We start from the raw sequence: 25,519 nt of genomic DNA on the forward strand, positions 1-25,519 counted from the left end.
AAACCCTCGCTGGAAAGTGCGGTTAATGAACTGCTGGCGCAAGGCGTGGACCATATCGTGGTGCTGGCGCTCTATCCGCAATACTCCTGTTCCACCGTGGCCGCGGTCTGGGATGAACTGGCGCGCATTCTGGCAACCCGTCGCCGTATTCCTGCTGTGACCTTTATTCGCGACTACGCGGATAACGAAATGTATATCAATGCCCTTGCCAGCAGCGCGCGCGCGTCCTTTGCGAAACACGGCGAGCCGGATTTGCTGCTGCTTTCCTACCACGGTATCCCGCAGCGATTTGCCAATGAAGGGGACGATTATCCGCAGCGCTGTCGCGATACTACGCGTGAGCTGGTATCCGCGCTGGGGCTGCCCCCCGAGAAGGTGATGATGACCTTCCAGTCGCGCTTTGGTCGCGAGCCGTGGTTGACACCTTATACCGATGAAACCCTTAAAATGTTGGGTGAGAAGGGCGTAAAGCATATCCAGGTGATGTCGCCGGGCTTTGCAGCGGACTGTCTGGAAACGCTGGAAGAGATTGCGGTGCAAAACCGGGAATTCTTCCTCGAAGCCGGCGGGACAAAGTACGAGTATATCCCGGCGCTGAACGACGACCCTGAACATATCGAGATGATGGTGTCCCTGGTCACCAACAGCCGCTGATCGCGCGACAGGCCGGATTTGTGCTACCATTTCCGGCCCATCCGTCACTCGTAGCCCAGAACATGAAATTTCCCGGTAAACGCAAATCTAAACACTACTTTCCCGTTAACGCCCGCGATCCGCTGCTGCAACAAATTCAGCCGGAGAATGAGACCAACGCCGCCTGGGTAGTGGGTATCGATCAGACGCTGGTGGATATTGAAGCAAAAGTGGACGATGCGTTTGTCGCACGCTATGGCCTGAGCGCCGGGCACTCACTGGTGATTGAAGACGATGTGGCGGAAGCGCTGTATCAGGAGCTGGTGCGTGAAAACCTCATCACCCATCAGTTTGCCGGTGGCACCATCGGCAATACCATGCACAACTACTCGGTACTGGCTGATGACCGCTCGGTGCTGCTGGGCGTTATGTGCAGCAACATTGAAATTGGCGGCTACGCCTACCGCTATCTGTGCAACACCTCCAGCCGCACGGATCTGAACTACCTGCAGGGCGTGGAAGGGGCAATTGGCCGCTGCTTTACGCTGATCGGTGAATCCGGGGAGCGGACCTTCGCCATCAGCCCGGGCCATATGAACAAGCTGCGCGCCGATAGCATTCCGGAAGAGGTGATTGCCGGTGCCTCAGCGCTGGTGCTGACTTCCTATCTGGTGCGCTGCAAGCCGGGCGAGCCGATGCCGGAAGCGACCATGAAGGCGGTGGAATACGCGAAAAAATACAATGTGCCGGTGGTGCTGACGCTGGGGACGAAATTTGTGATCGCCGATAACCCCGAGTGGTGGCAGGCGTTCCTGAAAGAGCACGTCTCCATTCTGGCAATGAACGAAGAAGAGGCCGAAGCCCTGACCGGGGAGAGCGATCCTCTGCTGGCGTCTGATAAAGCGCTGGACTGGGTCGATCTGGTGCTCTGCACCGCCGGGCCGGTGGGCTTATATATGGCGGGCTTTACCGAAGAAGAAGCCAAACGCAAAACCCAGCACCCGCTGCTGCCAGGTGCCATCGCCGAGTTCAATCAGTTTGAGTTCAGTCGCGCGATGCGCCACAAAGATTGTCAGAATCCGCTGCGCATCTTCTCGCATATCGCCCCGTACATGGGCGGGCCAGAGAAGATCATGAACACCAATGGCGCAGGAGACGGTGCGCTGGCGGCGCTGCTGCACGATATCACCGCGAATGCCTTCCACCGCACCAACGTGCCTAACTCCAGCAAACATACGTTCTCCTGGCTGACCTACTCGTCACTGGCGCAGGTATGCAAATACGCGAACCGCGTGAGTTATCAGGTGCTTAACCAGCACTCGCCGCGCTTAACGCGTGGTCTGCCGGAAAGAGAAGACAGCCTGGAAGAGTCGTACTGGGCCAGGTAAAAGCAAAACGACAACCTCTGGTTGTCGTTTTTAGTGTTTATTCCCTCTCCCGGTGGGAGAGGTCCAGGGTGAGGGCATCAGGCCGCAGAAATTTAACCCGTCACCGCCTCTTCAACCGGCGGTTTCTCCAGCAGCGACAGCATGGTATTGGCAATCTCGCGTTCGCCCATCACCACCTGGTTGGCGCCGCGCTCGATAATGTATTCCACTTCGTCGTCATAATGCGCCCGGGCGATAATCTCCAGGTGCGGGAATTTCTCGCGGGCGGAGACCACAATCTCACCGGCCTCATAGCCATTGGGGATGGTCAGCAGCAGCCAGCGCGCGCAGTTTAGGTGCGCAAGCTCCATAATCTCTTCGTTCGCCGCATTGCCCAGCACTGCACGAACGCCGCGCTCGCGCAGCTCATCCACGCGGGTGCGGGAGGTCTCAATCACCACCAGCGGAATGCCCTGAGCCATTAACTTCTCGCCCAGCAGGCTACCAACCCGGCCAAAGCCGACCAGCAGCGCATGGTTACAAATATCCACCGGGATCTGCTTCTCTTCCTCGATGGCCTCTTCCAGGGTCTGCTCTTCGAGGGTTTCGGTTTTATCGAGGTATTTCTCCAGCAGTGCGAACAGCACCGGGTTGAGCATAATCGACAGGATCGCTCCCGCCAGCACCAGGTTTTGTCCCGCCTGCGGCAGCAGGTTCAGCGCCATCCCCAGTCCGGCGAGGATAAAGGCAAACTCACCAATCTGTGCGAGGCTGGCGGCGATGGTCAGGGCAGTACGCGGCGAGTGGCCGAACAGACGCACCAGGAAAAAGGCCGCGACCGACTTACCGAAGATGATGATCGCCAGCGTGCCAAGCACCGCCAGCGGCTGGTCGATGAGTACCAGCGGGTCGAACAGCATCCCGACGGAGACGAAGAACAGCACCGCAAAGGCGTCGCGCAGCGGTAAGGTGTCGTGTGCAGCGCGGTGGCTGAGTTCAGATTCGTTGAGTACCATCCCGGCAAAGAAGGCGCCCAGGGCGAAGGAGACATCAAACAGCTCGACGGCACCAAAGGCGATACCCAGCGCCAGGGCCAGCACGGCGAGAGTAAACAGCTCGCGTGAGCCGGTGGCGGCGCTGCGGGAGAGGATCCACGGCACCAGGCGACGGCCAACCAGCATCATAATGGCGATAAACGCTACCACTTTACCGATGGTGATGCCCATATCCAGCGCCAGCGTGGCAAAGCCGACGTTGTCTTTTTCGAGCATCCCGGCAACGGCGGGCAGCAACACCAGCGTTAATACCATCACCAGGTCTTCGACGATCAGCCAGCCAATGGCAATCTGCCCGCGCTGGCTGTCTATCAGTTGCCGCTCTTCAAGCGCGCGCAGCAGCACCACGGTACTGGCGGTGGAGAGACACAGCCCGAACACAATACCGGTCATCAGCGGCCAGCCCAGCATTGATGAAAGCGCCATACCCAGCAACGTCGCCACGGCTATCTGGGCGATGGCACCGGGGATGGCGATGGCCTTTACCGCCATCAAATCCTTCAGGGAGAAATGCAAACCGACGCCGAACATCAGCAGGATCACGCCAAGTTCCGCCAGTTCAGGGGCAAGTTTGGTATCAGCAACGAAACCAGGAGTAAACGGACCGGCCAGCACACCTGCTAACAAATAGCCCACCAGAGGGGAAATACGCAGTTTGTTGGCAAGCATGCCGAGTATAAATGCAAGTACAAGTCCACCGACAATGGTGGTGATAAGCGGTGTGGCGTGATGCATTCCGTCTCCTTTCGTTGCTGTGTTGATCCATTTTTGGTTAAAAAACCAAAAAGCCGAGTAATAGTTTATGACAAATCTAATGATTATGTTTATGAATAATTATTGAATTTTGAAGAAAACAGCAATAAGCGTTAAACGGAAGGAGAACAGGACGATTTTTCAGGAAGGGGGCTAAGAAAGGCTTATGGCAGAAGGAAAGGCTGCGGCCAAAGTCAGACTTTGGCCGCGGATAAATCAGGCTTTATGCCGGTTATCAGGCAGGAATATGGTCAACATCCCCAGAAGTGGCAGGAAAGCACAGATTTTGTAGACCAAAAAGATACTGGTATGGTCCGCAACCAGCCCTAACACCGCCGCTCCCAGCCCACCCATGCCGAAGGCGAAACCGAAAAATAGCCCGGAAACCATGCCAATACGGCCCGGTAACAGCTCCTGAGCGTACACCAGGATGGCCGAAAACGCGGATGCGAGGATAAAACCAATGATCACGGTTAAAACCCCCGTCCACCACAGGGTTGCATAGGGTAAAAGCAGCGTAAATGGCGCTACGCCGAGGATAGAGCCCCAAATCACATATTTACGCCCGATCTTATCGCCCAGCGGCCCGCCAATAAACGTCCCGGCGGCAACAGCAAACAGGAACGCAAACAGATGAAACTGCGCGTTTTGTACCGATAATCCGAATTTTTCCATCAGATAAAAGGTGTAATAGCTGCTGATGCTCGCCATATAGAAGTATTTGGAGAAAATGAGCATTAACAGGATGCTAACGGCCAGAATGACCTTGTTGCGCGGCAGCGGATTGATCACCGGAGTCTGGGGTTTACCCTTATTCACCCGGTGTTGAGCGGCGTACCAGCGGCTGATTTGCGCCAGTACCACAATCGCCAGCAGCGCGGCCAGTACAAACCAGGCGACGTTACCTTTGCCGTACGGGGCAATAATCACCGCCGCCAGCAGAGGACCAAGGGAACTGCCGAAGTTACCGCCCACCTGGAACAGAGACTGCGCCAGTCCGTGACGGCCGCCGGACGCCATTCTCGCCACACGGGACGATTCCGGGTGGAAGACGGATGATCCGGTACCGACCAGCGCCGCCGCCACCAGCACCCCTTCAAAGCTTCCCGCCATCGCCAGCAGGATCAGCCCGCTGAGGGTAAAACACATGCCAACAGGCAGCGACCACGGCATCGGATATTTATCCGTCCAGTAGCCCACTACCGGCTGGAGCAATGACGACGCCAGCTGGAAAGTAAGGGTGATCATGCCGATCTGCACAAACGTCAGTGAGAATTCTGACTGCAGCAGCGGGTAGATCGCCAGAATCAGCGACTGGATCATGTCGTTAAGCAGATGCGACAGACTGATCGCGCCGAGAATACCAAATGAGGTGCGCGGCTTCGCAGCCGACACCGGGGGAGTAGATTCACTGATTGCCATAAATACCACGTTAATTGTTATTGGAAGTGCAGGGAGTAATTATTATCCGACTAACATACCTTTCCCCGACATTTGAGGAAAGTCGCAATTCTGAAAAGATATTTGTCTATTCTGGTTACTCATTGTAATTTTTGCGTTTGTCGATGAGTCAGGGAGAGAAGAGATGAAGTTAATGAAGCGTAGCGTTGCGCTGGCAATATTAGCGGCCTGCGGGCTGCTTAGCCTGCCTGCGCAAGCCTGGGAACAAGATAAAACCTATAACATCACCATTTTGCACACTAACGATCATCACGGTCACTTCTGGCGCAGTGAGTATGGCGAGTATGGCCTCTCGGCGCAGAAGACGCTGGTGGACGGGATCCGTAAAGAGGTCGCGGCGAAGGGCGGCAGCGTGCTGTTACTCTCCGGCGGCGACATTAATACCGGTGTGCCGGAGTCCGATCTGCAGGATGCCGAACCCGATTTCCGTGGCATGAACCTGATTGGCTACGATGCGATGGCCGTGGGTAACCATGAGTTTGATAATCCGCTGACCGTATTACGCCAGCAGGAAAAGTGGGCAAAATTCCCGTTCCTCTCCGCCAATATTTACCAGAAAAGTACCGGCGAGCGCTTATTTAAACCCTGGGCCATTTTCAAACGCCAGGATATTAAAATTGCGGTGGTAGGGCTGACCACCGATGACACGGCCAAAATCGGCAACCCGGAATATTTCACCGATATTGAGTTCCGTAAACCGGCGGATGAAGCGAAGCTGGTGATCCAGGAATTGCAGCAGAACGAAAAGCCGGATGTGATTATCGCCACCACCCATATGGGGCATTACGATAATGGCGATCATGGCTCGAACGCGCCGGGGGATGTCGAGATGGCACGCAGCCTGCCAGCGGGCGCGCTGGCGATGATTGTGGGTGGTCACTCACAGGATCCGGTGTGCATGGCGTCGGAAAATAAAAAGCAGGCGGATTACGTGCCAGGCACTCCTTGCGCGCCGGACAAACAGAACGGGATCTGGATTGTGCAGGCGCATGAGTGGGGCAAATACGTGGGACGCGCGGACTTCGAGTTCCGCAACGGCGAGATGAAGCTGGTGAATTACCAGCTGATTCCGGTCAACCTGAAGAAGAAAGTGACCTACGACAACGGGCAGAGCGAGCGCGTGCTCTATACCCCGGAAATCGCCGAAAACCAGCAGATGCTCTCCCTGCTGTCGCCGTTCCAGAACAAAGGTAAAGCGCAGCTGGATGTGAAGATCGGCACCCTGACCGGCAGGCTGGAAGGCGATCGCAGTAAAGTCCGCTTTGTACAGACCAATATGGGCCACCTGCTGCTGGCCGCGCAAATGGCGCGCACTAACGCTGACTTTGCGGTAATGAGCGGCGGCGGTATCCGCGACTCTATCGAGGGCGGGGATATCACCTATAAAGATGTGCTGAAGGTGCAGCCGTTCGGCAACGTGGTGGTGTATGCCGACATGAGCGGGAAAGAGGTGAGCGATTACCTGACGGCGGTGGCGAAGATGAAACCGGACTCCGGGGCCTATCCGCAGTTTGCAAACGTCAGCTTCGTGGCAAAAGAGGGCGTGCTCAACGACCTGAAGATCAAAGGTGAACCGGTTGATCCCGCCAAAACCTACCGCATGGCGACCTTAAGCTTTAACGCCACCGGCGGGGATGGTTATCCGCATCTGGATGACAAACCAGGCTATGTGAATACCGGCTTTATCGATGCCGAGGTGCTGAAGCAATACATCGAGCAGAACTCTCCGCTGGATGTGAATGCCTATGAACCGAAAGGTGAAGTGAGCTGGCAGTAGTGGGGTGAACGCCCGGTAGCGAGACGCTACCGGGCGTTTGATTACTCCCGCCGCGCGATATCCGCGAACTGCGCATCCAGCATTTTTGCCAGATCGCTGGCGGCTAATTCAATGTCCAGCCCGCGCTTGCCACCCGAAATAAAAATGGTGTCAAAGTCCTGAGAGGGCGCATCAATCAGCGTCGGCAGGCGCTTTTTCTGCCCCAGCGGACTGATACCGCCCACCAGATACCCCGTTGTGCGCTGCGCCACCATCGGGTCGGCCATATCCACTTTTTTGGCGCCCAGCGCTTTTGCCACTTTCTTCAAATCCAGCTGACCGGCCACCGGCGTCACCGCCACGGCGAGGTGCTTCATGTCACCATTGACCGCAACCAGTAGCGTTTTGTAAACCTGATCGGCATTCAGTCCCAGCTTGCGCACCACTTCATCACCAAAATTCGTTTCGCTGGGATCGTGGTCGTAGCTGTGGACCCGGAAAGAAATCTTGTTTTTTTCGAGTAATTTAACGGCGGGAGTCATCGCAATCCTTCTTAGCACAGACAATAAACGCCCTAAGCATACGCCTGTGGAGTGGCTAAAAAATAGCACCATCTTGCGCAATAGTGTTGGCAGTGATGGTCACTTTGAGCGACAATCGGCTCAACCGGGGGTCTCCTCCGGCATAATAACAACGATGAAATTCCTCTTTGACGGGCCAATAGAAATATTGGCCGCTTTTTTATCTCAGCAACGACGGCAAATTTCCTTCACCGTACAAATGCAGCGCTCCCACGGCCACCACGTAGCGGCCCGCAGGCAGCGCGTGCAGCGTTGAACACCACGCCTGATTGCGTTCGTGCATTAAGACGTCATACAGCGATTCACTGAACGTTGCCGGCAGCGCCAGCTTATCGACGCTGGGCGGTGCCTCCAGCCACCAGCTCACCATCGTTTGCAGCAGACGGGCGTTGGTATGCCAGTGGGTCAGCGTATCTTCCAGTAACAATAATCCATCGTTCGGCATCTGGCGCAGCAGGGCAATCTGGCTGTCGGACCCTTCGAGCTCAATAACCGGCAACTGCTGCGCGCGTGCGGCGTTCAACAGCTGATAGTCGATCCCGAATTCACCACGCAATCCCAGACGCTGCGCCTGAGTGGCCTGCAACACCATTGCGATTTGCCATAGCGGCTGACTCTCCAGCATTGAGAGCGGTAATCCCAGTTCGTCGGCGAACCGCTCCAGTTCAGTCAGTTGCGCAGGGTTGAGACGTTCATTCAGCGGAGGCGGGATAGCAAGGCCAGCGAAAGGCGATTCGTCGCCGGAGATATCTGCCTCGACGATCAGCGCATCCGCCCCGCGCAGCCGGGTGATAAGACCGGGCGGCAGGGGAGACATATCGCGCGTGCCCATATGGATACTGCCCACCAGGTGCAGATGCTGCCCGCCAGGCAGGGAGATATCGAGCCCCGGCCAGGCATAGCGGCGGGGAAACAGGGCGCGAAACGCTATTTTTAGACGATGAAACAAACTCATACGCGCTCCGTGAAGGGAAAAATTCATGCTAGCGCGTGGGGGGGCGGGGTGCAAGACGTCCTTGTCTGCGATAAAAGGCTAGGCTTTGGGCTTAAAACGCAGCAGGCGGTTGGCATTGCTCACCACGGTGATGGAGGAAAGCGCCATCGCTGCACCTGCCACCACCGGGTTCAGCAGCGTGCCGGTCAGCGGCCATAAGATCCCGGCGGCAACAGGGATCCCAATCGCGTTATAGATAAAAGCCCCCAGCAGGTTCTGCTTCATATTGCGCAGGGTCGCTTTCGAGATCGCGAGTGCGTCGGCAACGCCCGTCAGGCTGTGGCGCATCAGGGTGATCGCCGCCGTTTCGATGGCGACATCGCTGCCGCCGCCCATCGCAATTCCCACTTCTGCCTGTGCCAGCGCCGGGGCATCGTTAATGCCGTCACCGATCATCGCCACCCGGCGACCTTCGCCCTGCAGCTTCATAATGGCCTCGGCTTTGCCGTCCGGCAGCACGCCCGCAATCACCTCGTCAATACCGGCCTCTTTAGCGATGGCCTGTGCAGTAATGGCGTTGTCGCCGGTGAGCATCACCAGTCGATAGCCCGCGCGGTGCAGACGCTGTAGTGCGACGACGCTGTCCTCACGCAGCGGATCGCGAACAGCAAACAGCGCGGCAGCCTGGCCGTCAATTGCCAGTAGCACCGGGGTAGCTCCCCGAGCGGCCCAGGTGTGTAAAGAGTCATCCAGCGCGCGGGTATCAATGCCGTTTTCGGCCAGCAGCGCCTGATTGCCCAGCAGCAGTGTGCGGTTGTCGGCCTCGCCGCTGACGCCCAGCCCGCGCAGGGTGCGGAAGTTGTTGACCTGCGGTAACCCCGCCGCGTCGGCTTTGCCGAGGATGGCGCGCGCCAGCGGGTGGCTGGAGCCCTGTTCCAGTGCCGCCGCCAGACGCAGGGCGTCGGCTTCGCTGAGATTGCCCACCGTATTGACGGCGACCACCTGTGGCTTGCCTTCTGTGAGGGTTCCGGTTTTATCAAACACCAGTGTGTCCAGGGTGCTGGCGTGCTGTAGCGCATCGGCATCGCGTACCAGGACCCCAAACTCGGCGGCACGGCCCACACCCGAAATAATCGACATCGGCGTCGCCAGCCCGAGTGCGCATGGGCAGGCGATGATCAGCACGGTGGTGGCGATCACCAGGGTGTAAACAATCTGCGGTGCGGGGCCAAAAAAGTACCAGATGGCGGCGCTAAACAGGGCAATGCCCACCACCACCGGCACGAAAATGGCAGAGATTTTATCGGCCAGTTTGCCGATTTCCGGCTTACTGCTCTGCGCCTGGCGCACCATGCGAATAATGCGTGACAGGGTGGTGTGGCTGCCCGTGTGGCTGGCGCGGAACAGCACGCTGCCATCCTGCACCACCGTTCCGGCGTAGACGCTCTCCCCGCTGCTTTTCTGCTGCGGGATCGGTTCGCCGGTCAGCATCGCTTCATCAAACCAGGCTTCGCCCTGGGCGATCTCCCCGTCGACCGGCACGCGATCCCCGGTGGTCAGGCGTAGGATCATCCCCACCTCAACGTCGGCCAGCGGGACGTCTTGTTCGCCGTTTTCAGTCACCACCCGGGCGGTCGGTGGGGTTAAATCGAGTAATTTTTCCAGCGCTTTTGAGGAGCGCTGGCGGGCCCGCGCTTCGAGCATATGGCCTAAGTTAATCAGGCCGATAATCATCGCGCTGGCTTCATAATAGAGATGGCGCGCTTCCATCGGGAACCACTGCGGCCAGAGGTTGACGCTCATCGAATAGAGCCAGGCGGCACCCGTGCCCAGCGCCACCAGCGTGTCCATGGTGGCTGTGCGGTTTTTAAGGCTTTTCCATGCGCTGGTATAAAAATGCCTGCCCGCGAAGACCATCACCCCAAGGGTGAGAATACCGATCGCCAGCCACAGGCTGCGGTTGTCGTCGGTGACCATCATGTTGTCCCCAAGCATCCCCCAGCCCATCACCGGGATCCCCACCAGCAGGGCAACAATCGCCTGCCAGCGGAAACGCTTCATGGTGGCGATGGCGGTTTCCTGCTGGCGCGCGCGGCGTTTGAGGTCATCTTCTATCGCCTCGGCACCGTAGCCCGCTTTTTCAATCGCCAGCACTAAATCCGAGGCGGAGGCGCTACCCATCACCAGCGCAGTGCGCTCCGCCAGATTGACCCGTGCCTGTGCAACCCCCGGTACCGCCTGCAAGGCATTCTGTACCCGGGTGACGCAGCTGGCGCAGCTCATGCCATTGATTAACAGCTGCTGGCTGTCAACGGTGTCGTGAGCTGCCGGAAGCTCAGAAGGGGCCGCTGTCAGTGCTTCCGACGGGATTGTTGACGCTGTCAGCGGATCAGCCTTTGGGTGGCTTAACTCCGCCCCGTAACCGGCCTGTTGGATGGTGTCGATCAGGGCATCGGCGCTGGCGCTGCCGGTGATAACCGCATGGTCAATAGTCACTTCTGCACGTTCGACGTCCGGGCGTTGCTCCAGACTCTCTTTGACACGTTTGACGCAGTGGCCGCAAGACAGGCCGTCGAGCGTCAGATTAATGCTGTGAGACATATCAAAACTCCTTATAAATATCCGGCCACATATTGACCGTAGGAACACTTTCCTCAAACTGTTATAAAGGTTAAACCTTCCATCAAGGGGAAGGTCAAGGGGGAAACGTGAATATCAGTGATGTTGCCAAAAAAACCGGGCTGACCAGCAAAGCCATTCGTTTTTATGAAGAGAAGGGGCTTGTCACCCCCCCGCTGCGCAGCGAGAACGGCTACCGGAGCTACACGCAAAAGCACCTTGATGAACTCACGCTACTGCGTCAGGCCCGCCAGGTGGGGTTTAATCTGGATGAGTGTGGCGATCTGGTGGATCTGTTTAACGATCCCGCCCGACATAGCGCGGATGTCAAAAGCCGGACCCTGGAGAAGGTCGCCGAAATCGAACGTCATATTGTGGAGCTGCAGGCGATGCGCGATCGGCTGCTGGCGCTTGCCGAGAGCTGTCCGGGGGATGACAGCGCCGACTGTCCGATTATCGACAATCTTTCCGGCTGCTGTCATCGCAAGCGTGAGGTTTAGCAGGCCCTGAGGCGAAGGGTGATCCCTTCTACCGCCACGACCTCGACTTTAGTACCCGCGTTGAGGTCGTCGTCGGCAACGACTGGCCACGAACTGTCGCCCACCCGCATATGGCCGCGACCGTTCACCAGATTCGTGTCCAGCGTAAACCGCATCCCGACAAGCTGCTGCCCGCGTTGATTAAGTCGCGCATCGGCAGGCTTTTGCGCGCGCACCTGCCTGGAGAGCCAGCGCCACCAGAGCCATGCGGCAATCAGGGTCAGCAGGGCAAACAGCGTTCCCTGCCATGCCCAGTCCAGGGGCAGTACCCAGACCAGTAGCCCGGTGACCACTGCTGCCACACCGCTCCACAGCAGGTAGCCGTTGCCGCCGAGCATCTCAGCTGCCAGCAGCAGGCCACCGAGACTCAGCCAGAAGATGTGGGGATGTGCAGCGATCATCTCGATCATAATTTACGCTCGTTGCCGCTGTTTTTGATAAGCTCTGCGATCCCACCGATCGACCCCATCAGGCTACTGGCATCCAGCGGCATCATCACCACTTTGCTGTTTTCCGCCGAGCCGATTTTTTGTAGCGCTTCGGTGTACTTTTGCGCCACAAAGTAGTTAATCGCCTGAATATCCCCGGCGGAGATGGCCTCTGACACCATTTTGGTGGCCTGTGCTTCTGCTTCTGCTGAACGTTCGCGGGCCTCAGCTTGTAAAAATGCCGACTGACGTTCACCTTCGGCTTTGAGGATCTGTGACTGTTTCTCCCCTTCGGCTTTCAGGATCGCCGCCTGCCGTATCCCTTCGGCCTCCAGAATATAGGCGCGTTTAGTCCGTTCGGCCTTCATCTGGGCGTTCATAGAAGAGATCAGTTCTGCCGGTGGGCGTACGTCGCGGATTTCAATGCGGGTAACCTTAATACCCCACGGATTAGTGGCTTCATCGACGATATGCAGCAGCCGGGTGTTAATGCTGTCGCGCTGGGAGAGCATTTCATCCAACTCCATTGAGCCCAGGACGGTACGAATATTTGTCATGGTTAAATTCAGAATCGCTTGCTCAAGGTTGCTCACCTCATAGGCGGCTTTCGGCGCGTCGATGACCTGAATAAAGCATACCGCGTCGATGGTGACGTTGGCGTTATCCCTGGAGATGACCTCCTGGGATGGGATATCGAGCACCTGTTCCATCATGTTAATCTTGCGCCCAATACGATCCATAAACGGCACGACGAGGCTCAGGCCGGGCTGAAGGGTGTTGGTGTAACGGCCAAAGCGTTCAACCGTCCACTGGTAGCCCTGCGGGACAATTTTGACCCCGGCGGCAACAATCACCAGGGCGACGAATATCAGTACGGGGATCACGATGAGCATATAAAACCTCCTGTTTTGCATTCCATTTAGCAACAACGATTGCGCGTTTATTGTTCATTAGTATATCGGTAAACAGCGCAAAATTCGCGCCGAATCAACGGCGCACACGGGCGTTGGACGTAAAAAAGCCCCGCTAAAATTAGCAGGGCTGCGGGGCAGTAACCGGATCAGTACAGCAGGGCGTACAGCTTGCGACGGTAAGTTGATGCCAGAGAATCGCCGGTGCCGAGTGCGGCAAGGATCTCCTGGAACATTTTACGCGCCTGGCCGTCGGCGGCCGCCAGATCTGTTTTCAGGTGGCTGAACAGCAGGTCCAGCGCTTCTTCATTGCGACCGACCTGGTGCAGCTGCAGAGCCAGCTGGCTGGCCAGCGTCGCGTCGGCAGGGTTGGCGGCAACGTGCTGCTGCAGCTGTTGGATTTCCGGCGTATCGGCGGCCTGCTTCAGCAGTTCAATCTGCGCCACCAGACCCTGGTAGCGGGTGTCTTGATCCTGCAGCGGGATGGTTTTCAGCACCCCTTCAGCGTCTTCGGAACGCTTTAATGTAATCAGCGTTTCTGCCAGCAGTAAGCCGATCTGACTGTCCTGAGCGGACAACTGCCAGGCCTCTTTCAGCAGCGGCAGGGCATCTTCATGTTTGCCTTCGGCGATAAATTCCATCGCCTGCTGCGCTTTCAGCTCTTCTTCACGCGGCAGCACTTTATCCAGCAGGGCGCGGATCGCCTCTTCTGGCTGTGGCCCCTGGAAGCCATCAACCGGCTGACCATTCTGGAACAGATACACTGTTGGAATGGCGCGCAGGCCAAACTGGGAGGCGATCATCTGCTCGGCGTCGCAGTCCAGTTTTGCCAGAATGAACTGACCGTTGTACTGCGCCGCAAGTTTTTCCAGCACCGGCGTCAGCTCCAGACAGTGCTGACTACGCTCAGACCAGAAATAGAACAGCACCGGTTTGATCATCGACTGTTCAAGCGTCTGCTGCAGGTTTGCTTCGGTAATGTTGACAATATTCTGTACGGACATGCGGCTATCCCGGTTATGAGTTTTTATTTAGGGTATACATGGGGGCGTGGCGCGTGGCTTCAACTCAGCCCTGTAAAATTTTGTCCATCATCCGGCCAGGCAGCAGGCGCTTCAGCAGACCGACGGCATGGGTCACCAGCGTGACCGGATAACGCATTTTGGGATTTTTGCTCTCAAAAGCATGGCGCACTTTGACGACAACCGCCTCCGGACCGAGGGTAAAACGTGCGGCAATTCCCGGATTCTCCACCGGCTTGTCGGCCTGGGTTTGATTGACGTTTTCAGTAAAGCGGGTGCGGATCGGGCCTGGCTCAATCAGGCTCACTTTTATACCGCTGTGGCGCAGCTCCATACGCAGCGCATCTGACCAGGCCTCCAGCGCGTATTTGCTGGCGGCATAGGCTCCGCGACCGGGGGTAGAAATCAGCCCCATCACCGAGGAGGTCATCACGATCCGTCCTTCACCGTGCGGCAGCATGGCGGGCAGGAGGCGCATGGTCAGCTGGTGGATGCCAAAAAAGTTAGCCGAAAACTGCTGCTCAAGCTGCTGGCGAGAAAGGGTTTGCAGCGGGCCATACACGCCGAAACCGGCATTGTTGAACAGACCATACAGCCGATTATCGGTCAGGGCGATCACCGCGTCGGCGGCGCGATCAATGCTGTCCGGGCAATCCAGATCCAGCAGCACGCCGGTAAACCCCATGTTGTTCATTCGTTCAACGTCGTCGGGTTTACGACAGGCGGCCAGCACCCAGAATCCCTGACGCTTCAACTCAAGGGCGCTTTCAAAGCCAATCCCACTGGAACATCCTGTTATTAAGACCGATTTTTGCATAACTTTACCTGTCAGAATCTCCGCTGAATTACGAGTCATGTTTAACTAAGGGTGCCAGCCGGGTCGCCATCCAGTCGGCGATAAACGGCTGTGCGTCCCGATTGGGGTGAATACCGTCGTCCTGCATCCACTGCGGCTTCAGGTAGACCTCTTCCATAAAAAAGGGCAGCAGCGGAATATCAAACTCTTTGGCAAGTTTGGGATATATCGCACTGAAGGCTTCATTATACCGACGGCCATAGTTTGCCGGGAGTCGAATTTGCATCAGCAGCGGCTGGGCATTCGCGGCGCGAATATCCTGCAGAATTTTGCGCAGGGTTTGCTCCGTCTGCTGTGGCTGGAATCCGCGCAGGCCATCGTTGCCGCCGAGCTCCACCAGCACCCAGCGCGGTTGATGCTGCTTAAGCAATGCCGGCAGGCGAGAAAGCCCCTGCTGGGAAGTATCGCCGCTGATGCTGCCGTTGATCACCGGCGTTTTAGTCTGCCATTTATCGTTCAGCAGCGCGGGCCAGGCGGCACTGGCCGCCATCCGGTAGCCTGCGCTGAGGCTGTCACCCAGAATTAATATCGTGTCTGCCGCCGCGGCGCGACATGTCATCAGAATCAAAAACAGGAAGGGCAAATGCCAGCGGAAAACATTGTTGAAGTTCATCGTCTTAAGAAGTCCGTGGGTCAGGGGGAGCACGAGCTTTCCATCCTTACCGGAGTTGAACTCATTGTCAAACGCGGGCAAAGCATCGCGCTGATTGGTGAATCGGGCTCCGGTAAGTCGACGCTGCTGGCGATCCTCGCGGGGCTGGACGACGGCAGCAGCGGTGAAGTCAATCTGGTCGGGCAGCCGCTGCACAGCCGTGATGAAGAGGCGCGTGCCGCCCTGCGTGCAAAACACATCGGCTTTGTTTTCCAGTCATTTATGCTGATTCCGACCCTTAATGCGCTGGAGAACGTCGAGCTGCCGGGTCTGCTGCGCGGCGAGAATACCACCCAGAGCCGCGCCGGGGCGAAAGCGCTGCTGGAGCAGCTGGGGCTGGGCAAACGTCTCGATCATCTTCCGGCGCAGCTGTCCGGTGGCGAGCAGCAGCGCGTGGCGCTGGCCCGTGCCTTTAACGGTCGCCCGGACGTGCTGTTTGCCGATGAACCCACCGGCAACCTCGATCGCCAGACCGGGGACAAAATTGCCGATCTACTGTTCTCGCTCAATCGCGAGAACGGCACCACGCTTATCCTCGTCACGCACGATCCTCAGCTGGCGGCCCGCTGCGATCGCCGTCTGCGGCTGGTGAACGGTCTGTTGCAGGAGGAAGCATGATTGCCCGCTGGTTCTGGCGCGAATGGCGCTCGCCCTCGCTGCTGATCGTCTGGCTGGCGTTAAGCCTGGCGGTGGCCTGCGTGCTGGCGCTCGGCAGCGTCAGCGATCGGATGGAAAAGGGGCTCAGCCAGCAAAGCCGCGAATTTATGGCGGGAGACCGGACCCTGCGTAGCTCGCGCGAGGTGCCGCAGGCGTGGCTGGATGAGGCGCAAAAACAGGGGCTGAAGGTCAGCGATCAACTCATTTTCCAGACCATGACCTTTGCCCGGGACACGCCGCAGCTGGCGAGCGTGAAGGCGGTAGACAATGTCTACCCGATGTACGGCGATTTACAGACCAACCCGCCGGGTCTGAAACCGGCTCCAGGGACGGTGCTGCTGGCCTCGCGCCTGATGGCGCTGCTGAACCTGAAAACCGGCGACAGCATCGACGTCGGGGATGCGACGCTTAAAATCGCCGGAGAAGTGGTGCAGGAGCCCGATTCCGGCTTTAACCCCTTCCAGATGGCGCCGCGCCTGCTGATGAACACCGCCGACGTGGCGAAGACCGGGGCGGTACAGCCCGGCAGCCGCGTCACCTGGCGCTATAAATTTGGCGGCACGCCCGTTCAACTGGCGTCGTACGAAAAATGGCTGCTGCCGCAGCTGAAACCGGAGCATCGCTGGTCCGGGATGGAGCAGGAGGACGGCGCGCTGGGCAAATCCCTGGAGCGCTCCCAACAGTTCCTGCTGTTGTCCGCGCTGTTGACCCTGCTGCTGGCGGTCGCTGCGGTGGCGGTGGCCATGAGCCACTACTGCCGCAGTCGCTACGACCTGGTGGCGATCCTCAAAACGCTGGGGGCGGGCAGGGCGCAGCTGCGCAAGCTGATTGTTGGCCAGTGGCTGATGGTGCTCGGGCTCTCTGCCATCACTGGCGGAGCGATGGGGCTGCTGTTTGAAAAGGTGCTGATGGTGCTGCTTAAACCGGTACTGCCCGCCGCACTGCCGCCTGCCAGTCTGTGGCCGTGGCTGTGGGCAATTGGCGCGATGACGGTGATTTCCCTGCTGGTGGGGCTGCGTCCGTATCGCCTGCTGCTGGCCACGCAGCCGCTGCGGGTGCTGCGCCGGGACGTGGTGGCCAGCGTCTGGCCGCTGAAAGTGTACCTGCCGGTCATTGTTGTCGTGGTGGTGGCGCTGTTGGCCTGGCTGATGGGCGGCAGCATGCTGCTGTGGGCGGTGCTGGCAGGCGCAGTGGTGCTGGCGCTGCTGTGCGGCGTGCTGGGCTGGATGTTGCTCAGCGTCCTGCGCGGGCTGACGGTAAAATCGCTGCCGGTGCGGCTGGCGGTGAACCGCCTGCTGCGTCAGCCGTGGTCGACCCTCAGCCAGCTGTCGGCGTTTTCGCTGTCGTTTATGCTGCTGGCGCTGCTGCTGGTGCTGCGCGGCGATCTACTGGATCGCTGGCAACAGCAGCTCCCGGCTGAAAGCCCGAACTATTTTCTGATTAACATCGCCCCGGAGCAGGTCACGCCGTTAAAAGGGTTCCTCTCCGAGCATCAGATTGTGCCTGCGGCGTTCTACCCGATTGTGCGGGCGCGTCTGACCCAGATTAACGGTCACTCGACCGAGGGCAACAAAGATGAATCGCTGAACCGCGAGCTGAACCTCACCTGGCAGGATCAACGTCCAGACCATAATCCGATTACCGCCGGTAGCTGGCCGCCAAAAGCGGGCGAAGTGTCGATGGAAGAAGGGCTGGCGGCACGGCTTAACGTCGGGCTGGGGGATACGGTGACCTTTACCGGGGATACCCAGGACTTTAGCGCCAAAGTGACCAGCCTGCGTAAAGTGGACTGGGAGAGCCTGCGGCCTAACTTTTTCTTTATCTTCCCCTCCGGGGCGCTGGATGGGCAGCCCCAGAGCTGGCTGACCAGCTTCCGCTGGGAGAACGGCAACGGCATGCTTACTCAGCTCAACCGTGAGTTCCCGACCATCAGCCTGCTGGATATCGGGGCGATCCTTAAACAGGTCGGCCAGGTGCTCGAGCAGGTTAGCCGGGCGCTGGAGGTGATGGTGGTGCTGGTGACGATTTGCGGCGTCCTGCTGCTGCTGGCCCAGGTGCAGGTGGGTATGCGCCAGCGCCATCAGGAGCTGGTGGTCTATCGCACGCTGGGCGCGGGTAAAAAGCTGCTGCGTACAACCCTCTGGAGTGAGTTTGCGCTGCTGGGGCTGGTGGCCGGACTGGTGGCAGCCATCGGGGCGGAAACCGCGCTGGCGGTGCTGCAAACCCGGGTGTTTGATTTCCCGTGGGAGCCTGACTGGCGACTGTGGGTGATCCTGCCGCTGTGTGGGGCGGTGATGCTCTCCCTGTGCGGCGGCTGGCTGGGCGCGCGTTTACTGAAAGGCAAAGCCCTGTTCCGCCAGTTCGCCGGTTAATTCCCTTCCGTCATCATCACGTGCCGGTTTTTATACCGGCGCGTGATACTTAAGTAGCATAAAAAGATAACTCCTTGAATTTTAGTGGCACAAATCATTAAAAACCGGACAACACGGGTCAATAAATTCCGGGTAACATTCACCCGCTAAATAAATAGCAGTGTGTCTATCAAGGAATAATAATGACCATAAATAAAACAGCGCTGGCGGTTGCGATCGGCGCGGCAGTGGCATTGACGTCTTTTGCATCCCAGGCAGAAATCACCGTTTTGAAACAAGATCCGCAGGCGGGTAACCCGCTGAGCCGTCTGAATTTCACCGTTGGCGGCAGTATTCGTCCTCAGTTCCAGAACATGACCGGCAATGACGGCCAAAACAGCTACAAGCGTAACGGCTTTGACGGCGGCACCCGCTTCCGTTTCGCGGCGGACTACTACCTGTTTGATGACATCAGCTGGGTGAGTTACTACGAGCTGGGTGTGAACATTCCGGCCCAGTTCAACTGGGATCACCACTATGCTGAAGGCGCACACGACACCTCCCGTCGTATGCTCTACACCGGCCTGAAAAGCGACACCTGGGGCACCCTGACCTTCGGCCAGCAGAACAGCGTCTATTACGACGTGGTGGGCGCGAAAACCGATATCTGGGATTACGACATGATCGGCCAGGCACCGGGTAACGGCATCAACGGCGACTACGACGGCTCGTACCGTTCACGCCAGATGCTGAAATACAAAAAAACCGTGGGTGATGCCGATCTGTATGCCTCTTACCTGTTCGAAGACAGCGAATTCCTGGCGAAAGACGGGATGCGCTACAAGCGTAAAGGCGGCGGTTCGCTGGGCGTGAACTACCACCTGACCCAGGATCTGACCTGGGGTACGGCGTGGAACTACACCCGCGCAGACATGCGTAACCCGAACAACGGCGACAGCAAATCTTACGATCAGAATATCCTCGGCACCGCCCTGAGCTGGAAACCAGACAACTGGACCTTCTCTGCAGGCGGCGGCTGGTATCAGAACTTTATGACCAGCAAAAAAGCGTCAGTAAATGACTACTTCGCCGGTGATGCGTGGGGTATCGAGTACTTCGCGGGTTACACCTTCCCGGTTGAGCAGTATGCGCTGAAATCCATCCAGCCTTACTTTATGGGCGATCGCATCGAGACCATGAACGGTCGCAACTACCAGCGTATCGACAATGGCGTGGGTATCAGCTTCCAGCTGGATTACGGTTTCCGCGTTGACTACGAGCACGTGTTCACCTCCAGCACCGACGATCTGGGCGACATGAACCTGGTCCGTCTGCGTTACGACTTCTAAGTCTGCGCGGTTTGTCCCCGGTGACGCATTGTTCACCGGGGCTACAGTCGACCCCGCCGGGAAAACAATCCCAAAAATCGCATAACCCATCTCCTGTACATTCAACGACATAATTCGCAACATCATGAAATAATTTCAAGGACGTGGCCTGTGATCTGTGTCATGTTAACGGCAACTGCGCCGCATCGTACGGCGCACCCACATCACGCATCACCGCTTTGAAATGGAGATCTCATGGGATTACGTCACACCCTTCGCGCTGCCGCCGGTGCGCTTTTGCTGGTCTGCGGTTTGCAGGCTGCCCACGCTAACAGCGATCCACACACTATCGTCTTCGGCGTTGCGCCGGGCCCGTACGGTGACATGGTTAAGCAGGCCATTGCCCCGTCGCTGAAAGAGAAAGGCTACAAAGTGGTAGTGCGCGAATTTAGCGACTACGTGCAGCCCAATATGGCGCTGGCGAACGGTAGCATCGACGCCAACCTGTTCCAGCACTCGCTCTATTTAACCAAATTCACCGCCGATAAAAATCTGCAACTCACCAAATTGCTGGCCGTGCCGACCGCCGGGATGGGTTTTTACTCCCGCCAGGTGAAGAGCCTCGATGAGCTGAAAAAAGGCGATATCGTTACCCTTTCGAACGATCCGACCAACCTTGCGCGCGGGCTGCGTTTCCTCGCCTCGCTGAAGCTGATTACCATCAAAGAGAATATCGACCCAACCAAAGCCTCTGAGCGCGATATTGCCAGCAACCCGAAAGGGCTGGTGTTCAAACCGCTGGAAGCGGCCCAGCTGCCGCGCACCCTGGACAGCGTCACCGCCTCGCTGGTTAACGGCAACTTCGCCATTGCCGCCGGGCTGGATCTCTCTAGTGCCCTTGCCCAGGAACAGCTGGACGAGAACCTGAAAAATATCATTGCGGTACGCACGGAAGATGCGGACAAGCCGTTTGCCAAAGATATTGTGACGGTGGTGCAGTCTCCGGCCTATCGCGCGGCGATCGACGACCCGAAAAATGTCTATAAATCGTTCCAGAAACCAGACTGGATGACGGCCGCCAAACCCTGATAGCTATGGGCAGACACCAGGGCAGCAGCGGCTGCCCTTTTCGTATTTCTGAGGTAGTCATGATTGAGTTAGATAAGGTCTGCGTTGATTTCCAGACCGGACGCGGCCCCGCCACCCGGGCGGTGTCAGACGTCAGCCTGCGCATCGCCGCGGGCGAAATTTTTGGCATTGTCGGCACCAGCGGCGCAGGCAAGAGCACCCTGCTGCGCACCCTCAATGCGCTCCAGCGTCCGGCGTCGGGGAGTGTGAAGGTCAACGGCGTGGAAATCTCCGCCCTTGAAGGCGCAAATCTGCGCCAGGCACGCCAGCGTATCGGCATGATTTTTCAACATTTCAACCTAATGCACACCCGCACCGTGGCGCAGAACGTGGCCTTCAGCCTGAAAGCCGCAGGCTGGGAGCGCAGCAAAATCGCCCCGCGCGTCAGCGAGATCCTCACCCTGGTGGGACTGAGCGATAAAGCCAACCGCTATCCGGTGCAGCTCAGCGGCGGGCAGAAGCAGCGCGTCGGCATTGCCCGCGCCATTGCCAACCATCCCGATGTGTTACTTTGCGATGAACCGACCTCGGCGCTGGATCTGGAAACCTCCGCCACCATTCTGGCGCTGCTAAAGCAGATCAACGCCCAGATGGGGATCACCATCGTGCTGATCACCCACGAGATGAACGTGATCAAATCGATCTGCGATCGCGTGGCGGTGATGTCCGGCGGCGAAGTGGTCGAGCTGGGCGAGGTGTTTGATGTCTTTGCTCATCCGCAGCATCCGTTTACCCGACAGCTGGTGTCGCACACCCTGAACCTGACTCTACCGGAGCGCCTGCAGCAGCATCTGCCGGGGCAGTTGCTGAAGATCCTGTTTATCGGCGACTCCGCCGAACAGCCGGTGCTCTCAGAAGTGGCGGTGAAGTTTGGCGTGGCGGTGAATATCCTGCACGGCAAAATCGAGTACATCGGCGAACGTGCGCTGGGCATTCTGGTGGTGCAACTCACTGCGCCAGACAATCCGCCTGCCGTGGCCTCAGCCGTGGAACATATTCGCAGCCGTACCGCTCAGGTGGAGGTGATCCGTGGATGATTTACTGCTCGATCTCAGTCTGGCGTTTAACGAAACCTTCCAGATGCTCGGCATCTCAACGGTGCTGGCGGTCCTCGGCGGCCTGCCGCTGGGCTTTCTGATCTTCGTTACCGACCGCCATCTGTTCTGGCAAAACCGATTTTTTTATCTCATCAGCTCCGTACTGGTGAACATCATCCGCTCGGTGCCGTTTGTGATTTTGCTGGTGCTGTTGCTGCCGTTAACCCAGTTCCTGCTGGGCAACACCATCGGGCCAATTGCCGCCTCGGTGCCGCTGTCGGTGGCGGCGATTGCGTTCTACGCCCGGCTGGTGGACAGTGCCCTGCGCGAAGTGGATAAAGGGATTATTGAAGCGGCGGAAGCCTTTGGCGCCAGCCCGATGCGCATTATCTGCACCGTGCTGTTGCCGGAGGCGAGCGCCGGGCTGTTGCGCGGCCTGACCATCACCCTGGTAAGTCTGATCGGCTATTCGGCGATGGCCGGGATTGTCGGTGGCGGTGGAGTAGGGGATCTGGCGATCCGCTACGGCTACTACCGCTACGAAACCCAGGTGATGGTAGTGACGGTGATCGCCCTCATTGTGCTGGTGCAAATCGTGCAGGTGCTCGGCGACTGGCTGGCGAAACGCGCCGATAAGCGCGATCGCCGTTAGATTTTCAGGCCGCCAGCCAGGCGGCCACGTCGTTAAATGCGCCCCGATAGACAATGCTGTCCGCTTTCTTCTCCAGCTGATAACGGTACATCGGGTCGTAATAGTCATTGAGCAGTGGCGCAAGCCAGGCGTAGTGCGCCTCGGTACCGCCTGTGCGCCGCTGCTCGATGAGCGCGCTGTCCAGCAGGGCGGTGAATTGTGCAAAACGCTGCAGCCCCAGGCGACGGCGGATGGCGAACAGGCCGTGGTGCAGGTACTCACCGTACTCACGCCAGCCCGCCTCTTCGCCACGCGCGCTGCGAAACGCCTGCCACATCTGTTCGAAATACTCCTCGCGCAGCCTTTCCAGCCGTACCTCAAACGGATCTTCAACCACCACCATCGGCGACTGCGCCATGCGCTCGCGCAGGCACGCCGGCAGGTGGTTAGAGCCAATCATCCGGCCTTCGTCTTCCAGAACCCAGCGGCTGGCGTTCTTCTTTAACAGGTCGGCCGCAAGATGATTTTCAAAGCTCGCCTGCGACAGCTGCGGCGTCAGCGTGCGGCCAAACGACGAGCCGCGATGGTGCGCCAGCCCTTCCAGATCAACGCCCTCAGGATGGGCTTTCACCAGCAGGGTTTTGCCGCTGCCGGTACAGCCGCCAATCAGCACGGCGGGCTTTTGCGCCTGCTCGACAGTGGCCTGCATCGCCGCCTGACGCAGCGCTTTATAGCCGCCACGGATCAGCGGGTAATCGACGCCAGTCTCTTTTAGCCACGCCTGCACGATATGCGACCGTTGCCCACCCCGGGCGCAGCTAATGTAGCCCTGGGGGTGCATCAGGCAGGCCACTTTCCACGCCTCCAGCCGTTGGGCGCGGGTGTCGCCATTGACCAGCCGATGGCCGAGCGCCAGCGCAGCGTCTGATCCTTGGCGTTTATAGCAGGTGCCCACGGCGGCGCGTTCGTCGTCATTCATTAACGGCAGGTTGATGGCCGCAGGCATCGCGCCCTGAGCAAATTCCACAGGGGCGCGCACGTCGATTAGCGGCGTGTCGGCGGTAAGTATGGCGCGGTAGTCCGTCCCATCGTTCATAAGGATCCCTCATAACAGCGATGGGCTGGATTTTACGCCGGGGAAGGGGAAGGTCAACTCCCCGGCGCTGAGGCTTAACGGAGCGTCGACTGCGCCCAGGCAATCCCGCTGGCGTATTCCGCTGGCAGCAGGGGAACGAGGGCCCCGATGGCGGCGCTCAGGCGCGCAACGTCGGTGTCGTTCAGGTTCAGGTGTCCGACCTTGCGACCCGAACGCACCTCTTTGTCGTACCAGTGCAGATGCACCAGCGGCTGCGACAGCCAGGCGTCATTCAGATCGGTGCCGATCAGGTTGATCATCACCGACGGGCTGTTGACCACCGGCTGCGGCAGCGGCAGGCCAGTAATGGCACGCAGATGCAGCTCAAACTGGCTAATGGACGCGCCGTTTTGCGTCCAGTGGCCGCTGTTGTGCACGCGCGGTGCCAGCTCGTTGATCAGCAGGCCTTCCGGGGTGACAAAGCACTCCATCGCCATCACGCCGACATAGCCCAGCTCCTGCATAATGGCCGACAACATGCTTTCGGCCTGCGCCTGCTGCCGGGCATCCGCCTGCGGGAAGACCACGCTGGTGCGCAGAATGCCGTCCTGATGCAGGTTGTGGGTCAGGGGATAAAACACCGTGCTGCCGTCGTGAGCGCGGGCGCCCACCAGCGACACTTCGCCGCTGAAGTTAATGCCCTGCTCAACGATGCACTCGCCGTAGCATTCGTCCGGCAGCTGGTCGGTTTCACCGGCACGCAGACGCCACTGTCCGCGCCCGTCGTAGCCACCAACGCGACGTTTGACGATCGCCAGTTCACCCAGATGCTCAAACACGCTTGCCCACTGGTTTTTTTCGGCCAGGAATTGCCACGGGGCGGTGGCAAGCTTCAGATCGTCGAACAGCTGCTTTTGCGTCAGACGGTCGGCAATAATTGGGAACACGTCACGGTTAACGAAGGCGTTATGACGTGCCAGCTCGCGGGTCAGGGCGGTCTCTGGCCAGCGCTCAATCTCGGCGGTGATCACGCTTTGCTGGAACGGGACGGATTCGGGTTCATCGTCCAGCCCGACCGGCCAGACGGTAATGCCCAGCGGCTCACCGGCCTGACGCAGCATGCGGCCTAACTGACCGTTACCGAGGACGCAAACCTGCTTCATGCCGCACCTCGCGGGTCCGGGTTCTCCAGTACCTCGTCGGTCTGGGCCGCGCGGAACGCGACCAGGCGCTGATGCAATTCTTGATCGTGAGTCGCCAGAATCTGGGCGGCCAGCAGGGCGGCGTTTGCGGCTCCCGCTTTACCAATCGCCAGCGTACCCACCGGAATACCGCGCGGCATCTGCACAATAGAGTAAAGGCTGTCGACGCCGCTCAGGGCCGCGCTTTGCACCGGTACGCCGAGCACCGGCACCAGCGTTTTGGCCGCAATCATGCCTGGCAGATGCGCGGCACCGCCGGCGCCGGCAATAATCACCTGATAGCCGTTCTCTTCTGCGCCTTCGGCGAAGCTGAACAGTTTATCGGGGGTGCGGTGTGCGGAGACCACTTCAACGTGGTGTGGTACATGCAGGATTTCGAAGATTTCGGTGGCAAACTGCATGGTAGCCCAGTCGCTTTTGGACCCCATCACGATGGCGACACGCGCCGGATTATTGCTGGAAGACATGCGGCTAAAAACTCCTGTGAGGCACAATTCTCGGCTTTTGAGGTGACAGAGAATAGCACGATACACAGGCAAGGAA

23 protein-coding genes are annotated in these 25,519 nt (G+C 58.5%); 10 read left to right on the plus strand and 13 right to left on the minus strand.

Features of this window, described 5'->3' with window-relative positions; all coding sequences use genetic code 11:
* The coding region (gene hemH / locus ACRDD5_RS15480; RefSeq protein ID WP_438677239.1) for a ferrochelatase at positions 1-654 on the plus strand (654 nt) is incomplete at its 5' end.
* 62 nt (positions 655-716) lie between these two features.
* The gene (locus ACRDD5_RS15485) at positions 717-2,021 is read left to right on the plus strand and encodes an inosine/guanosine kinase (protein ID WP_438677312.1); all 1,305 of its coding nucleotides are present in this window, start codon (positions 717-719) and stop codon (positions 2,019-2,021) included.
* Positions 2,022-2,113: 92 nt separating this feature from the next.
* On the opposite strand, the gene ybaL is transcribed toward ACRDD5_RS15485, so the two are convergent.
* Complete coding sequence (gene ybaL / locus ACRDD5_RS15490) at positions 2,114-3,790, minus strand: YbaL family putative K(+) efflux transporter (RefSeq protein WP_271283356.1); 1,677 nt, start codon at positions 3,788-3,790, stop codon at positions 2,114-2,116.
* Between the two features lie 234 nt (positions 3,791-4,024).
* Positions 4,025-5,230: an MFS transporter gene (locus ACRDD5_RS15495; protein ID WP_438677240.1), complete on the minus strand. Its 1,206-nt coding sequence runs from the start codon at positions 5,228-5,230 to the stop codon at positions 4,025-4,027.
* A gap of 163 nt (positions 5,231-5,393) precedes the next feature.
* On the opposite strand from ACRDD5_RS15495, the gene ushA reads away from it, so the two are divergent.
* Entirely contained in the window at positions 5,394-7,046 is a 1,653-nt protein-coding gene (gene ushA, locus ACRDD5_RS15500; protein ID WP_438677241.1) for a bifunctional UDP-sugar hydrolase/5'-nucleotidase UshA, read from the plus strand.
* Positions 7,047-7,087: 41 nt separating this feature from the next.
* Here the strand turns inward: ushA and ybaK are convergent, their stop codons facing one another.
* The 3 genes from ybaK to copA form a co-directional block, all read right to left on the minus strand.
* Positions 7,088-7,567, minus strand: coding sequence for a Cys-tRNA(Pro)/Cys-tRNA(Cys) deacylase YbaK (gene ybaK, locus ACRDD5_RS15505; RefSeq protein ID WP_271283359.1), 480 nt, complete (start codon positions 7,565-7,567; stop codon positions 7,088-7,090).
* Positions 7,568-7,766: 199 nt separating this feature from the next.
* Positions 7,767-8,561 carry a TraB/GumN family protein gene (locus ACRDD5_RS15510; protein WP_438677242.1) on the minus strand — a complete coding sequence of 265 codons (795 nt, stop codon included), beginning with the start codon at positions 8,559-8,561 and terminating at the stop codon, positions 7,767-7,769.
* A gap of 78 nt (positions 8,562-8,639) precedes the next feature.
* Positions 8,640-11,141, minus strand: coding sequence for a copper-exporting P-type ATPase CopA (gene copA / locus ACRDD5_RS15515; protein WP_438677243.1), 2,502 nt, complete (start codon positions 11,139-11,141; stop codon positions 8,640-8,642).
* Positions 11,142-11,248: 107 nt separating this feature from the next.
* On the opposite strand from copA, the gene cueR reads away from it, so the two are divergent.
* Complete coding sequence (gene cueR / locus ACRDD5_RS15520; RefSeq protein ID WP_271283362.1) at positions 11,249-11,659, plus strand: Cu(I)-responsive transcriptional regulator; 411 nt, start codon at positions 11,249-11,251, stop codon at positions 11,657-11,659.
* Here the strand turns inward: cueR and ACRDD5_RS15525 are convergent.
* The 5 genes from ACRDD5_RS15525 to tesA all read right to left on the minus strand — a co-directional run bounded on the left by ACRDD5_RS15525 (position 11,656) and on the right by tesA (position 15,528).
* Positions 11,656-12,108, minus strand: coding sequence for an NfeD family protein (locus tag ACRDD5_RS15525; protein WP_271283363.1), 453 nt, complete (start codon positions 12,106-12,108; stop codon positions 11,656-11,658). The two genes, cueR and ACRDD5_RS15525, sit on opposite strands and share 4 nt — an antisense overlap.
* Positions 12,105-13,019 carry an SPFH domain-containing protein gene (locus ACRDD5_RS15530; RefSeq protein ID WP_271283364.1) on the minus strand — a complete coding sequence of 305 codons (915 nt, stop codon included), beginning with the start codon at positions 13,017-13,019 and terminating at the stop codon, positions 12,105-12,107. The genes ACRDD5_RS15525 and ACRDD5_RS15530 overlap by 4 nt, the downstream gene beginning before the upstream one ends.
* Positions 13,020-13,186: 167 nt before the next feature.
* Positions 13,187-14,041 carry a co-chaperone YbbN gene (locus ACRDD5_RS15535; protein ID WP_438677244.1) on the minus strand — a complete coding sequence of 285 codons (855 nt, stop codon included), beginning with the start codon at positions 14,039-14,041 and terminating at the stop codon, positions 13,187-13,189.
* Between the two features lie 64 nt (positions 14,042-14,105).
* A complete protein-coding gene (locus ACRDD5_RS15540; protein WP_271283366.1) occupies positions 14,106-14,915 on the minus strand; it encodes an SDR family oxidoreductase in 810 nt (269 codons plus the stop codon).
* Complete coding sequence (gene tesA, locus ACRDD5_RS15545) at positions 14,905-15,528, minus strand: multifunctional acyl-CoA thioesterase I/protease I/lysophospholipase L1 (RefSeq protein ID WP_271283367.1); 624 nt, start codon at positions 15,526-15,528, stop codon at positions 14,905-14,907. Before tesA ends, ACRDD5_RS15540 begins: the two co-directional genes overlap by 11 nt.
* On the opposite strand from tesA, the gene ybbA reads away from it, so the two are divergent.
* From ybbA to ACRDD5_RS15575, 6 genes are all read left to right on the plus strand, one after another.
* The gene (gene ybbA, locus ACRDD5_RS15550; protein WP_271283368.1) at positions 15,499-16,185 is read left to right on the plus strand and encodes a putative ABC transporter ATP-binding protein YbbA; all 687 of its coding nucleotides are present in this window, start codon (positions 15,499-15,501) and stop codon (positions 16,183-16,185) included. The two genes, tesA and ybbA, sit on opposite strands and share 30 nt — an antisense overlap.
* Positions 16,182-18,596 (plus strand): putative ABC transporter permease subunit YbbP, encoded by a 2,415-nt coding sequence (gene ybbP, locus ACRDD5_RS15555; protein ID WP_438677245.1) that lies wholly within the window; start codon positions 16,182-16,184, stop codon positions 18,594-18,596. Before ybbA ends, ybbP begins: the two co-directional genes overlap by 4 nt.
* 182 nt (positions 18,597-18,778) lie before the next feature.
* Positions 18,779-19,924: a porin gene (locus ACRDD5_RS15560; protein ID WP_438677246.1), complete on the plus strand. Its 1,146-nt coding sequence runs from the start codon at positions 18,779-18,781 to the stop codon at positions 19,922-19,924.
* Positions 19,925-20,158: 234 nt separating this feature from the next.
* A complete protein-coding gene (locus ACRDD5_RS15565; protein ID WP_438677247.1) occupies positions 20,159-20,992 on the plus strand; it encodes a MetQ/NlpA family ABC transporter substrate-binding protein in 834 nt (277 codons plus the stop codon).
* A 59-nt stretch (positions 20,993-21,051) separates the two neighbouring features.
* Positions 21,052-22,068: a virulence-associated ABC transporter ATP-binding protein SfbB gene (gene sfbB / locus ACRDD5_RS15570; RefSeq protein WP_438677248.1), complete on the plus strand. Its 1,017-nt coding sequence runs from the start codon at positions 21,052-21,054 to the stop codon at positions 22,066-22,068.
* Positions 22,061-22,720: a methionine ABC transporter permease gene (locus ACRDD5_RS15575; RefSeq protein ID WP_438677249.1), complete on the plus strand. Its 660-nt coding sequence runs from the start codon at positions 22,061-22,063 to the stop codon at positions 22,718-22,720. The genes sfbB and ACRDD5_RS15575 overlap by 8 nt, the downstream gene beginning before the upstream one ends.
* 4 nt (positions 22,721-22,724) lie before the next feature.
* Here ACRDD5_RS15575 and mnmH read toward each other — a convergent pair whose 3' ends face one another.
* The 3 genes from mnmH to purE all read right to left on the minus strand — a co-directional run bounded on the left by mnmH (position 22,725) and on the right by purE (position 25,443).
* Positions 22,725-23,795: a tRNA 2-selenouridine(34) synthase MnmH gene (gene mnmH, locus ACRDD5_RS15580; RefSeq protein ID WP_438677250.1), complete on the minus strand. Its 1,071-nt coding sequence runs from the start codon at positions 23,793-23,795 to the stop codon at positions 22,725-22,727.
* A 74-nt stretch (positions 23,796-23,869) separates the two neighbouring features.
* Positions 23,870-24,937: a 5-(carboxyamino)imidazole ribonucleotide synthase gene (gene purK, locus ACRDD5_RS15585; protein ID WP_438677251.1), complete on the minus strand. Its 1,068-nt coding sequence runs from the start codon at positions 24,935-24,937 to the stop codon at positions 23,870-23,872.
* On the minus strand, positions 24,934-25,443 hold the full coding sequence (gene purE, locus ACRDD5_RS15590) for a 5-(carboxyamino)imidazole ribonucleotide mutase (RefSeq protein WP_271283376.1): 510 nt from the start codon (positions 25,441-25,443) through the stop codon (positions 24,934-24,936). The genes purK and purE overlap by 4 nt, the downstream gene beginning before the upstream one ends.
* Positions 25,444-25,519: the final 76 nt, after the last annotated feature.

Origin of the sequence: Silvania sp., from assembly GCF_051656365.1 — a bacterium.
Classification (GTDB): Bacteria; Pseudomonadota; Gammaproteobacteria; order Enterobacterales; family Enterobacteriaceae; genus Enterobacter; species Enterobacter hatchlandensis.